The organism is Flammeovirga sp. EKP202 (assembly GCF_014534745.1).
Taxonomy (GTDB): Bacteria; Bacteroidota; Bacteroidia; order Cytophagales; family Flammeovirgaceae; genus Flammeovirga.
Genome location: NZ_JACVVP010000002.1, coordinates 27,248 through 40,295, shown reverse-complemented (window position 1 = coordinate 40,295; position 13,048 = coordinate 27,248). Strand labels below are relative to the sequence as shown.

Annotated in this window: 11 protein-coding genes; all 11 read left to right on the top strand. The window is 33.6% G+C overall.

The genetic code is table 11. The features are described 5' to 3' along the window. The first annotated feature begins 1 nt into the window (after position 1). Positions 2–1,342 (top strand): sugar porter family MFS transporter, encoded by a 1,341-nt coding sequence (locus tag IC221_RS01310; RefSeq protein ID WP_188167249.1) that lies wholly within the window; start codon positions 2–4, stop codon positions 1,340–1,342. Positions 1,343–1,451: 109 nt separating this feature from the next. After that, a complete protein-coding gene (locus IC221_RS01305) occupies positions 1,452–2,732 on the top strand; it encodes a hypothetical protein (protein WP_188167248.1) in 1,281 nt (426 codons plus the stop codon). A 394-nt stretch (positions 2,733–3,126) separates the two neighbouring features. Continuing rightward, positions 3,127–3,864 (top strand): hypothetical protein, encoded by a 738-nt coding sequence (locus IC221_RS01300; protein ID WP_188167247.1) that lies wholly within the window; start codon positions 3,127–3,129, stop codon positions 3,862–3,864. Between the two features lie 414 nt (positions 3,865–4,278). Continuing rightward, the gene (locus tag IC221_RS01295; protein WP_188167246.1) at positions 4,279–4,770 is read left to right on the top strand and encodes a hypothetical protein; all 492 of its coding nucleotides are present in this window, start codon (positions 4,279–4,281) and stop codon (positions 4,768–4,770) included. A gap of 233 nt (positions 4,771–5,003) precedes the next feature. Beyond that, the gene (locus tag IC221_RS01290) at positions 5,004–5,573 is read left to right on the top strand and encodes a helix-turn-helix domain-containing protein (RefSeq protein WP_188167245.1); all 570 of its coding nucleotides are present in this window, start codon (positions 5,004–5,006) and stop codon (positions 5,571–5,573) included. 405 nt (positions 5,574–5,978) lie between these two features. Further along, complete coding sequence (locus IC221_RS01285) at positions 5,979–7,076, top strand: hypothetical protein (protein WP_188167244.1); 1,098 nt, start codon at positions 5,979–5,981, stop codon at positions 7,074–7,076. An 80-nt stretch (positions 7,077–7,156) separates the two neighbouring features. Further along, positions 7,157–8,563: a hypothetical protein gene (locus IC221_RS01280; RefSeq protein ID WP_188167243.1), complete on the top strand. Its 1,407-nt coding sequence runs from the start codon at positions 7,157–7,159 to the stop codon at positions 8,561–8,563. Between the two features lie 229 nt (positions 8,564–8,792). Next, on the top strand, positions 8,793–9,338 hold the full coding sequence (locus IC221_RS01275; protein WP_188167242.1) for a hypothetical protein: 546 nt from the start codon (positions 8,793–8,795) through the stop codon (positions 9,336–9,338). A 10-nt stretch (positions 9,339–9,348) separates the two neighbouring features. Beyond that, positions 9,349–9,600 (top strand): hypothetical protein, encoded by a 252-nt coding sequence (locus IC221_RS01270; protein WP_188167241.1) that lies wholly within the window; start codon positions 9,349–9,351, stop codon positions 9,598–9,600. Positions 9,601–9,650: 50 nt separating this feature from the next. Continuing rightward, positions 9,651–10,703, top strand: a complete 1,053-nt coding sequence (locus tag IC221_RS01265; RefSeq protein ID WP_188167240.1) for a hypothetical protein — start codon at positions 9,651–9,653, stop codon at positions 10,701–10,703. Between the two features lie 58 nt (positions 10,704–10,761). Further along, positions 10,762–13,023, top strand: a complete 2,262-nt coding sequence (locus tag IC221_RS01260) for an SIR2 family protein (RefSeq protein ID WP_188167239.1) — start codon at positions 10,762–10,764, stop codon at positions 13,021–13,023. Positions 13,024–13,048 lie beyond the last annotated feature (25 nt).

The window sequence follows — 13,048 nt, the reverse complement described above, 5'->3', positions numbered from 1 at the left end:
TATGAATACAAAAGTTATCATCGTTACCATTATTGCAGCATTGGCAGGGCTACTTTTTGGCTTTGACACGGCTGTAATTTCGGGGACTATTCCTTTTGTACAATCTCAATATGAACTAACAGCTGCTCTTACGGGGTGGTTTGTTAGTTCAGCCTTATTGGGATCTATCTTAGGAGTAAGTGTTTCGGGTTGGTGTAGTGATCGTTTTGGGAGAAAAAATATTCTGATTGCTTCTGCCCTATTGTTCCTGCTTTCAGCCATTGGGTGTGCGGTTTCTGATAGTTTTCAAACCCTTGTGATCTATAGAATTTTGGGAGGAATAGCCATCGGTTTTGCTTCCATGGTGGCACCGCTTTATATCAGTGAAATTGCCCCCAAAAAGCACAGAGGAAAATTGGTGACCATTTACCAGTTGACTATTACATTAGGGATTCTTGGAGCCTATTTTTCAAATCATCTTGTACAAGATATCGCTTTAAAAACAACTTCATTCAATGGGCAGTGGCACGAGTTGATGGTCAGTCAATATTGGAGAGGGATGTTTGCTGTAGAATTGATTCCGGCCATTGTATTTTTGATTGGAATGTTCTTCGTTCCCAAAAGCCCGCGTTGGTTGCAGATCAAAGGACAAATTGAAGAAGCAAGAGCTGTTTCTAAGGAATTGGTGATTGATTTAGAAAAGCCAGAAAATAACAAAGAGAAAGTAGCCTTGAATACGCTTTTCAACGGTTGGCTGAAGAAACCAATGGGCATTGCCATTTTCTTGATGATGTTCTCACAGCTTTGTGGAATCAATGCCATTATTTATTACGGCCCATCGATTTTAGCAGAAGCAGGTTTGAGTATTTCAGATTCATTAGGCGGACAAGTGACCATTGGGATTGTGAACTGCCTATTTACGTTCTTAGCTTTAAAGCAAATTGACCATTGGGGTAGAAAACCATTACTGACATTTGGAGCCATCGGCGTGACGATTGCTTTATTGACCACAAGCGTATTGTTCTTCTTGGATTTGACCAATGGATTATGGATTGTAGGCAGTATCCTATTATTTATTGCTTGTTATGCCTTCTCTTTAGGCCCCGTACAATTTGTAGTGGCGGCAGAAGTATTTCCTACAAAATACAGAGCCAAAGCCATGTCCATCAGTACCCTAATTCTTTGGGGAGCCAATGCCGTAGTCGGGCAAGTATTCCCGGTACTATTAGAAAGTGGAGGAGCTACATTGACATTTCTACTGTTCGGGTTGATTTGCATACCATGCGTCATTTTCATCATCAAAAACATTCCTGAGACCAAAGGAAAATCCCTAGAGGAAATCGAAAACATGTGGACCCCGTAGGGGTAGACCTATGTGTCTACCCGATTAGGAAGATGTCTACCCGACAAGAACCACAACACAAACCATACGATAAAAACAACAACACAAACAACCACAACAGTACAAAAGAATGAAGAATTATTTACTAATCGGTCTAGCTTCCTTAGCCATAGGATGCTCAAGCCCACAAAATCAAGAAACATTATCCGATCAAATTGCCAGCGATCAGCAATTGCCCGAGATCAAGAAAATGGGGTTGAATCTGATGAAGTCAGGTTTCAATGCAGGAGACGGTTATGCAGAAGTATGGATTAGAGATTTCAATACTTTCGTAGCCCAGTCTGCCAAAGTTGTAGATCATCAATTGATCAAAGAAAATATATTGAACTTCTTCTACATTCAAGAAGAAGACGGAAATATAGCAGATGGATTTGTGACCATTCAAGGAGAATTTAATTCGAATTACTATACCCAAAGTGTCCACAAACCGACTTTAGCCTATCACAAAAACACAGTAGAAACAGACCAGGAAACATCCTTAGTTCAAACGGTTTACAACTACATCAAAGCCACTGGCGATGTCTCCATTTTAGAGGAGGTAGTAGTAGGAAAAACCGTAGCTCAACGCTTGGAAGCTTCCATGCAGTTTTTATTAAACGAACGTTTTGATGAAGATTACCAATTACTTTGGGGAGCCACTACCGCCGATTGGGGAGACGTACAGCCCGAACACGATTGGGGTGTAGCATTAGATGAAAACTCTCATTTGACCATTGATATTTATGACAATGCCATGTTCGTCATCGCATTAAATAATCTGATTGAAATGGGAGGAGACAAGATTGATCAAGCAAAGTGGATGAAAGTCAGAAAAGACATCACGGCCAATGTAGCAAAGCATTTATGGGATGAAAAACGTCAGAAATATCGTCCACATCTTTACATTACGGATTCACCGTTCCCAGCTGACTTTGATGAAGATGAAGTGTTTTATCATGGAGGAACAGCAGTGGCCATTCAAGCGGGTTTCTTGAAAAAAGCACAAATCAAAACACAGTTGGATAAAATGATTCAAAATGTAAAGGAATCAGGAGCACCTTCTATCGGTTTGACCTTATATCCTGTTTACCCAGAAGGTACTTTCAAAAACGAAGGAATGCATCCTTATGGCTATCAAAATGGTGGTGACTGGACTTGGTTTGGAGCAAGAATGATTACAGCTTTAATCGACAATGGATTTGAACAAGAAGCATGGGAACAAGCACAACCTATGTTCGACAGAGTCATCAAAAACAAGGGCTTCTTCGAATGGTACACCAAAGACAACAAACCTAACGGATCAGGCATGTTCAGAGGTTCAGCAGGCGTGTTGTTGGATGTGATTGATGCTTTTGAAAATCTTGAACAATAATAAAATTAATTACACCAAGTATCATCGGCCCACGGTATTTTAAGTCGTGGGCTTTTGTGTTGTTCTCCTTTTTATCTAATGATTGAGTTGTACCTGCCTAGCAAAGGAGGTATGAAAATCAGACAAAACCTTAAGGTAACTTATCTTGAGATTTTGTTTGATATAAAATTTTTTTTACATATATAAACCGTTGCACGGCATTAGAAATAGCTCCTGCAAATAAATTTTATGGATTGAAATATGTACTTTAAAGTAGTAATATATTGAGTGTTAATTCAAAATGATACTTTTTATTTTATATTTGTCTATCTGTAAATAAAGCCTAAATATTGTGATAGAATATTTAGGGTTCTATAAAATTATCAATCTATTACTTTTGCTAAACTAAAATATTATGAGAAGCATACTTTTCTATTGTTCATTTTTACTATTCGCAATGATGAGTTGTGGAATACAACATGAAGACGACATAATAAGCCAAGATTGTACAGAAGGTTGTACAGTAATAAGGGGTAAATTACTAACCGATAACGGAACACTTCCTGTTGGAGATGTTGATCTAACCTTAAAATTTGAGAGTACTTATTTATTTGGTGGAGGTGGTGTCGAAAGGATAAAAGCTCAGACTACTACAGATCTAGATGGCAACTTTTATATAAAATTTAAGCTTAGAGATGATGAAAGAAATCCAAATGCAAAATTCAACATTTATTATGATGTAAGTAAAGATGAGTTCTTAGAAATAGGGGATAATGATTTCAAAATTCCTCTTTCTCTTTTATTTCTGGATGATGAAAGAGAAGTGAATTTTAATACATTTCGTAAAGCATACTTAAATGTAACATTACCAAATCATGATGAAATAAAGGAAAATGATATATCGCATTTGAGTATTAAACTTTTACTAGACGAAAATTACGAAACATCTCGCTTTGCAATGCAAAAAAACTTTGGATCTGAAGCAAGCTCTACCCAATTAATTCCTGTAGGAGGAAATCATCCTATGGCCTTAACCTATGTATATTCAAGAAAATCAGATTCGATATATTATCAAGTTGTTGATACTGTTACGGTTGATGTAGGGTCTACTTTAGATTACACTATAGATTTATCACAAAAGGTATCAGAATAAACTCTCCTATAATTTCAATTATGGGTTTACATTACATGCAAGTAGGTATTTTTATCAATTGCATCGTGCACCATAGTTAAAACTATGGGCAGGTGATAATTCAACCTGATCAAGATTAAAATCTTGAAGGTTTTTTCAGAGCGAAAACATCACTTTAGTGTTGTTGAAGTTAGTATTACCAGCCCATGATTTTAATCGTGGGTCTACAAAATGCTCCATGCATCTAACCATCGAGTACATAAATTTTCTCACAAATGATCTGTGATTAGTGTCGTTTCTCTTAGTACTATCCCAATAAAAATTATTTATCATTTAAGAAAATGAAATTTTATGAGGTTTAGATTGTGAAAATCAGATGAATATTTTGCAAAATTTATACATCCAAAATCTGCTACATTTCTATATAAAACGATCATGCAAACTATTAATTTTAACGATACACTTAACGGTCAGAACGTATCAGTCTTCGTAAGTTCTCAAGAAGAGGCACAATATTTTATTAATGAGATCCATCAGATGCATAAAAAATTGCAGATGGAATATACCAAAGGAGAGTATCAGACTGATCAAGGTGAAACAACACGACAAGTGCTACTTAATGAATTGACCAAAGTCCAAAGTGAAATTTTGAGCTTGGATGAACTACTGGGCAGTATGTCTGATGGCCCACTGAAAGAAGATACACAATTGGCAAGAGACAAGGCGTATGTCAAAGAAAGAGAACTGCGTAAACGCTACGAAGCAAAGTGTGGCTTCGGATTTATTAAAAACAAGTTTGAAACTGAAGTGGAGTTCGCTTTTAAAAAAGAACTAAGAGAAGCTGTTAAAATAGTTGTAGACTATGCTCAATTGAAAGGGTGGTCTGTAAATTCTTTTGATTTACTACCTGAAACGGCAATTGCTTAAAAAAGGAAAGAGGTACATCATCAATCAGAGTATATGGATAGAAGGTCTTGATGTCAACAACACCAAAATGTTGTATTGACCTTTTATCATAATAGATTGAACCGTGATGTTCTCAACCTCTATTTCTCTTAATACAAACAGAAGGAAGTTTCAAGCGACCTATCTTTAATAAGTCCTGCAGATTTTGGTCCATAAGGGACTTGAAATTTCTTTCTGTTTTATATAAAAGTACTATGAAAAACCTTCAACTCTACCATAGAAAAGTTATCCAAAGCTTGATCGAAGACAAGTGGTTTACCGTTGCGGAAATTGCGGAGGGGTTGGAAGTATCACCTTCCACCATCTACCGTGAACTCAAACGCAATACGCACCCTGTAACCAAAAAATACAATGCAGAGTATGCTCATAAGTTGTACCTTGCTCGAAAAAAAATGGCAGGTTCCAAAAAGAAGAATCCTTTTAAACCCCGTCCTCTCCGAAAAAACAAGTACGAACTCTACGCAGAAAGGAAATACATTTATTGGTATTCGGATCAATACTATGATCTCAAGCTAAAAGGCAAAGACTACGATGCAGTTTATCTCAAAAAATGGTACGTTTACAGAATTGGTAAAAAGTATTACCACCACAAAGATGATTGGGAATATTACGACCTTTGGATGGAACATTTCCGCCTCCAAAGAACACTGCAACTCCAACCCGGTCCAAAATACTATTGGATGCGTGAACTGATCAAAGACAAAAAGCCATTTACCCTCTGGAAAAACCCGATCACCGTATTGGCACAGAAGAAGTGTGTCTAGTCCTCACTCTTCCCTCTCTTTTTTACCTTACTACTTCGACCTCTTCCTTCTTACTTCAAACCTCATCCCTCCATTAGGGATTTTTTTATGCCCAAACTTTCCAAAAACTAGTCTAAGCTCAATATTTCTTACTTTTTAAAAATAAAATTGCATTTGCTCACGAATTGAAACGAAATACAAATTTTAGTTCGTTTTGTTTCTTGTTATTGAATAATTTTTTAACTTCAAGCATCTCTTACAATAAAACTAAAACAGCAAGCAAACTTACTTTGAAAATTTAGCTAAAGACTTGGTGTATTGGAGTAAGAGTTATTTTTATAATGAATATATGCCACTGTCACATTATTGAAATAAAGTGAACTTGGTGTTTATCGAATGTTAGTAAATATTAACTAAATAAAAACCATGTCATTAAAAAGATTATTTTATATTTCAATCCTAGCTATTTTTTCCTCTTGCACAGAACAAGAACCAGAATTTATAGAAACAGAAGCTGTACATCCAATAGAAGAATCAAATTCTCGGTTCATCAAAGAATTCAATCAACTTTTAAGTAACGAAATAATTGGCGTTAAAAATGACTTAAATATCACAGAAGCAAAAGCGTTAGGAAAGGAAGTAAACTTGTATTCAGAGTTTCAAACTTTATTTAATCCAGATAATTTTGATTGTGGCTGCACAGGAAAGCTCAAGAGACAAATTAATAAGATTAAACCAAAGAATAAGAAAAAAGGGTTTATTCCAAGAGTTGTACTCAATAATTTATACTACAACGATACAGCAGAAATGCTAAATTATAGTGCGGGTATAAACGTCTTGGCCCACAGTATTCAATTTCAGAAAGAAAACGGTGAAAAATCTAACCTGATCTTTGTAAACAATGCAGTTACCAAACCTGAGTTTGAACCAATGACTTATATAGAAGAAGACTATGGCACTTATCCAAACTTCTTATATACAATGGACTGCTCTGGTTATATTTCAACGGCAGTAAAGGCCTCTGCAAGTTTCAATCAATCTTCAATGAAGGCCTCCGCTGAAGCGGCTGCCAGAAGTGACAAATCTTTATTTGTTCTTGGAGGAGTTATGTACTCCCCTCTTTGGGAAGCTTACTCTGGAGAAGTACTATTTAAGAAAAATGATAAACAAACTCTTAGTACAAGAATAGCTAACCTGAATGCGATACTAGAAAAAGTTTCTGACAAAAATGATTCAACTGAAATTTACCTGCATAAGAATTTCCAAGTTATCTTTTCATCCAATCAAGGTAAATCAAGCTTTAACGGTGGAGGTAAATTAGAGGCAAAAAGCCAAGCAAGCTTAGGGGCTTCCATTAGCGGAGGTGTTGATGCTGGTGGTGAAATAAAATCAAAATCTTCATTTATCACCTATTCAACTTATGTCACCAATTACGACATTAATCAAACACCACCAACACTTACAATTGAAGATATTTCCAGCAGAAGAGACTCGCTACAAAATCAGCTAGATCAAATGAATTAAAAACATGTGCTAACACTGTATAAAGGGCATTAATCGCTCTTTATACTAACCGTTTGCTTCCGTCTAATAAAATATACTAAATGGATAAATCATTAAAATTTAGAGGTAAACAAAACAGAATCATCGATTCAGATGAAATAATCTCATCACTAAAAGATTATTTGGATGTTGCTCTTTTGAATAAAAGTTTAGAAGTAAAAGAATTAAATGAACCTGACAAAATATTTTCGAATAGTGAAGAATTTTGGATTGCAGCTATGGAAAATGATTTATACGCAGGACAAATAATAAAATTACCAAATTATAAATTATTAGAGTGGGTACCCTCTTCTCCTGGACTTTTTCACACGAGACAAGCTAAACAAAAAAGAGAATTTGCTATGAGTAGTAATAGAAGGTGGAGGGAAAGAAAAAGAGAAGATGAAGAGATGATACGTTTTCCCACAAGACATGTAAAGAATAAAAAAGTAATTGAACTAAGACCTAGTGAAAAAAGAAGTATGATTCAAGGGGGATTTGGTTCGTTAAGAGTTGCACCTAAAACAATTAATAATGATTTGTTCTATATTCTTTGTGCCACTTCAAGTGGTGTAAGCCATGAAGGAATTACCACATCACTTAGAAAAGAACATTATGCAAAAGTTGTAGAAGAATTAAGAAAAGGAAAAGTACCAGAGGTAGATATTACGGCGAGATTAATGATTTTACCGGAAGAGTTTTCTCCAATAAAAAACAATTATCAGCATTACAGGACAATTCCTAAATATTATTTAGAAGTATTAGAATTAGGCGTTGCTGACTTTAAAAGTCCAGCGAATGCAGTTGTTAGTGTCGCAATAACTTATGCAAAAAAGGATGAATTTATACGAAATAATTCATTTTCATATTCATTTTGCTCTTTTAATCCGACTAATAATAATAGTGAATTAAGAGGAGCTGTTTCTTGGTTACATGACTATGCTGAGAGATATTCAGAAGAAAAAAATCCTATAATTTTAGGAGATTTTGATGAAGAATTTAATCATTTCGGGGATGTTGAATTTCCAATTAAACAAATTGCTAATGGAAAAATACCATTGGACAAATTACACTATTTTAAAGAAATATTTCATTATCAAATAAACGAATTAATCATGGGTGACAAAAACGTATTCAAAAATTCACAGATTGGTGCTGTTGGCTCAAATGCTATTTCTACAAACAATAGTTTCCAACAAATGAACTATAATATACCAGAAGATTTAGACTTTAATAAACTTCATGGTCAATTAGGTCAATTAAGAGAAAACTTAGCGATGAAAGCAAAATCGCCAGAAGAGTTTAAGGCTATTGGTGAAGTAGCAGAAGCGGAATTAGCTTCAAAAGATAAAGACGGGAACAAGGTTGTAAAACACTTAAAAGGTGCAGGAAAATGGGTGTTTGATACAGCAAAGGATGTTGGAATGGATTTGGTAACGGAATTAATAAAGAAACAAATGGAATTATAAAAAGAAGACGAGAAACGAACAAAGTCTAAAATGTCAATAGCCCCTATGCTGGGTTACTGCATTTAGCCAGACCGGTCGGGCTTCATCCGAACGGATCGGAACCAAGGCTCCTGTTCCTCCACATTTTCCCTTCAGTCTACATGTGCAGAATAGGAAGCTAAATTCAATAAAAAATTTAACACCGATTCGTTACTTACAATTACTAGTAACATAAATTTGAAATACAAAAATGACTACAAAAGAATTCTGTGACAAATTAAACGATACGAATACTCGTACTACATTTACTCAAGCATTAAATTCACTAATGAGTAGAGAAAAAGTATTCAAAGAGGTTTATAATACAATTAATTCACTTAACTCGTGTAAAGATTTAACTGTTGAACAGATGTATAATTTGCGTAAACAACTAATCGAATTGGAAACTTTTAGTGGCTTATTAAATGAAACAATAAAAGATTCGGAATTAACCTTCTTAGGAGAATTTGAAGACACAAAAATGAGTTTATCTGAATTAGGAATTTCATCTAAAAACTTTATTTGTACTAAAGGTTTTAAGGATCCCTTTAGTGATATGAGTATTAAGGAGGGAACTGAAATTGAGATCGATGAATTATTATACGCTAATATAAGTAACGGTATTACAGTGTGTTATACGGAATTAAAAACAGAGAATAGCCCTGAAAAATTAGTGGAAATTTTTAAAAATGGCAAACAGAAGACAATATTAACCCTTAAAATTCTAGAAGAATTTTTTAACCCATTAGAAAAATAAAAATCGATATATGAAACCTAATCAAATTTTAATCTTAGGCAGTATTGTTACAGTTATATTAATAATTCTCTGGCATTTCAAGATAATTGGAGAGCCTATTGCAGCACTAGGGGGAGCAATATTCACATTGATTAGTTATTTAGTTGCTAACAAAAATAAAAGTCAAGGAGAAAAAAAAAATCCCCCTAACAAAAAAATAACCAAACAAAGACATTCAGGTAAAGGAGATAATATAGGAAGAGATAAAATTGTAAATAAATAAAATTGAAATATGAGTTGTTCTTTTTCGTCAAAAAGCTAATAAGCAATTTTATGGACAGATTAAATCAAAGTCATTCAGGTAAAGGAGATAATATAGGAAGAGATAAAATCACGAACAATATCCAGGTTGCTAATGATATATTGATTCGAAAGGTTCAAGAATCCTATTCCAAAGTTTATCATTGGCATAAAAAATATGGGAAAAAAATTTTCTCCCAATTTTTTGAAGATGATCTTAGTGAAGAAGAAGCTAATGATTATTTTGAATTGATTGATACAATGCCAGGACCAGAACATGCAGAATTAGATGAAATGGTATCTGTTTGCAAACAATTCCATGGAGGGTGCCTTACTTGGTCATCAAGTGAATATGTTGAACCCATTAATAAGAAATATAGATTGATAAAGTTTGCCAAAGAAGTATTAAACGCAAAAAATAACTTCACGGCTAGAAAGTTTGAAAATATATCATTAGACAATCCCAAAGAATATTATGAAGAATCATTAAAGCTTCTTTTATCAACTAATCCTGAATTAAAGAAAATCCAAGATCAGGAATATTTAGATAGGAAAATAGGTGGAAAAAATGCAATAATAGAATCAAGTAAGCAATTTGGCGAACCTTTTATACTTACACCTGAATTGTTGGGATTTAAAGTGATTGATGATCAAAAGAGCTTAATAGAAAAAGTCGAGAAAGATGAAATTAAAATTGACAATATTTATTTTGAAACTTACTCAGGAGGTACTAAAGTTGATGGAACAAGATATTATGTAAAAATAGAATTGACAAATCAAACAGATGAAAAAATTAAGGCATTCCTTCCTGAAGGACAAATATTTGAAAATGAAAAATATGAATTTGTAGAAAAACCTTCTCAAAATTTAGCTATTACAAATGCATGGAAAATAGAGTTAAATGCGAATGAAACCAAAACATTTGAATTACCAGCTTATTGTATAAATAAACATTTTGAATCACCGGATCATAAAAAAGGTTTCATTACGATTTATGAATTTGCAAAGAAGAAGTTTAGTAAAAATAAAGAAGTGTGGGAATGGATACAAACCAATTACAATAGAATTATTGAAAAGTTCAAATAAAACAGCTGCATACCTGCAGGTATACGAGCTGTTATAGGTCATTATTCGTAACTAAATCATGAACATAGATAACAAGCACATTCAGAATATCATCAATGCTAAAAATAATAACAGCCTTGCAATATTTGTAGGAGCTGGAATTTCAAAATCATCAGAGACAGAATCTTTTAAGCTTCCAGATTGGTCCGACCTGATCAAGGACTTAAAAATAGAACTTGATATTCAAGATGAGTTTGACTTTTTGAAGATTGCACAGCTCTATTATTTAGAATTTGGTGAATTCATTTACAACAAAAAATTAAAAGAATACTTTCCTGATTATATTAAGCCATCAGAATTACACAAGCTGATTTTCAGAATTAATCCTCATGTAATCGTAACAACTAATTGGGACAATATACTTGAGAGAACAATTGAAGAAAATGCATTTATATATGATACGATTAGTTCAGATACTGACCTTATTAGGTCATCACTGCAGAATAAAGTCATTAAAATGCATGGTGATTTCACTAATAACAACATTGTGTTTAAGGAAGATGACTACATCAACTACCAGCTTAACTTTCCTTTACTTGAGAATTACCTAAAAAGTATTCTATCAACGCATACCATTCTTTTCATCGGTTATTCCTACAATGATTTTAACCTAAAGCAAATTTTACAGTGGATACAAAAACATTCTGAGGTTCGACCACCTATGTACCTTACCACATTCCATCAAAATGACACCTCTAAGAAATATTTAGAAAACCATGGCGTCACTTCTTTAAATATTGCAAATGAGCCGATATCTTTAATAAAATTTGCTAGTGATTACTCATGTAAGACTTACTCATTTCTGGATAGGATCAAAAACCATAATGAAAGGAGTGTAGTAAAATCGGAATCCTTAACATTAGACTTCATTCTAAACAAACTGAAAATTTTAAATTCTTTAGAAGGGCTTCTTCTTGATCAAATTCAGACAGCATTTTCAAATTGTGGATTTTTGTTTGATGAGGATGAACAACCCATTCTAAAGTTCTATAAAGGTGAATTAACGGGTGATTATGATCAAACAAGAAGGAATATTTATCAAAATTTCATATCGATTCTCCAATTAATTGATGAGAAAGAAAAAAAGCCGTCTGCTAGGTTAATCGATATCTTCAAAATACTATCCAAAGGCAATGTAAAAGGAATCGTTCTAAGAAAAGAAGAAAAAGCCCCTTATCGAGAATGGTATATTGAATTCTCAAAATATTTAGCAAAACCAAACTCAGATCGCAAAGAAAAGCATTTGAATTTTGACTATTCGAACCTCAATACATCAAATAATGATGTCATTGACCTTATTGAGTACTCTTTTAATTTACAGCAAATCGGGCAGTTGGAAGAATCATTCTATGTCGTTGAGGAAGCTATTTCACTTTGTCTCAAACAAAGAATTTATCCGTTGCTATTTGTCGCCATGTACAACAGAAATTCTTTACTTTGGAAACTTAAGTATTTTTTTGGTAAAAAGGAAATGCGAGAAAAGTATAGGGAAGTTGAAGAGTACAATCTTAAAGAAAGGTTTTACAACCTTCCTCAAGAACTAAGAGTAGCTATTGAACCAATTTACAATTTTGTAGATGAATCTTCAATCATAAGTTATGCATATAGGATCGCAGAGGATTTAAAGAAAACAGAGGATTCAAAAAGAACAATTGAGTCAGGGGGGATGGTTTTTGGAAGTGAGGTCAAAAAGTATGCTTCGAGGCATAACAATCTGATAGATTTTGTACTTCGCAACACAATTATGGTTGAGAGTATTTCTGCTTTTAAAAGTATCAACCGCCATTTTGTTGTGATTTCACTTCACCGTCAAGTTCAGCAGCCTGAGGTTATATTGACAAAAACTGAATTATTCGCTTGTATTAAATACATCGAGTTTAAGGACTTAAAAGTCATTTTTAATGATTTTTATAATGGATCGGATAGATCTGGAAAGTTTAGAATTACGAAAAAGGAGAGAGAATGGCTAGTTAATAATGTTTTTAGGAATATTGTTAAACTCTTCCTATCTTCTCAAGAGATTTTTAACAAATATGATGGATATATCCAGAATACACTTCTGATTTTATCGGTTGCTAAACATTCAAAAAAACAGTTTAAAGCAATTGTTAAAATAATTGCAAAAATAATAGCAGAAGGTAATAATACGTTTTCTATTTTCAAGTCAATTAACCTATTTCTTGGAATCCAGTACAATTTGTACAAATCTGAAATAGATCCTACGATCCTTCTAGAAATGATAGAAAATTTGATCAAACGTCTCATTACAAAAAAAAACTAATGGACATGAGTACAGGGCAATCACA

Coding starts and splice junctions, on each gene's coding strand:
- IC221_RS01310 (WP_188167249.1), top strand. CDS start 2: ATGAATACAAAAGTTATCATCGTTACCATTATTGCAGCATTGGCAGGG.
- IC221_RS01305 (WP_188167248.1), top strand. CDS start 1,452: ATGAAGAATTATTTACTAATCGGTCTAGCTTCCTTAGCCATAGGATGC.
- IC221_RS01300 (WP_188167247.1), top strand. CDS start 3,127: ATGAGAAGCATACTTTTCTATTGTTCATTTTTACTATTCGCAATGATG.
- IC221_RS01295 (WP_188167246.1), top strand. CDS start 4,279: ATGCAAACTATTAATTTTAACGATACACTTAACGGTCAGAACGTATCA.
- IC221_RS01290 (WP_188167245.1), top strand. CDS start 5,004: ATGAAAAACCTTCAACTCTACCATAGAAAAGTTATCCAAAGCTTGATC.
- IC221_RS01285 (WP_188167244.1), top strand. CDS start 5,979: ATGTCATTAAAAAGATTATTTTATATTTCAATCCTAGCTATTTTTTCC.
- IC221_RS01280 (WP_188167243.1), top strand. CDS start 7,157: ATGGATAAATCATTAAAATTTAGAGGTAAACAAAACAGAATCATCGAT.
- IC221_RS01275 (WP_188167242.1), top strand. CDS start 8,793: ATGACTACAAAAGAATTCTGTGACAAATTAAACGATACGAATACTCGT.
- IC221_RS01270 (WP_188167241.1), top strand. CDS start 9,349: ATGAAACCTAATCAAATTTTAATCTTAGGCAGTATTGTTACAGTTATA.
- IC221_RS01265 (WP_188167240.1), top strand. CDS start 9,651: ATGGACAGATTAAATCAAAGTCATTCAGGTAAAGGAGATAATATAGGA.
- IC221_RS01260 (WP_188167239.1), top strand. CDS start 10,762: ATGAACATAGATAACAAGCACATTCAGAATATCATCAATGCTAAAAAT.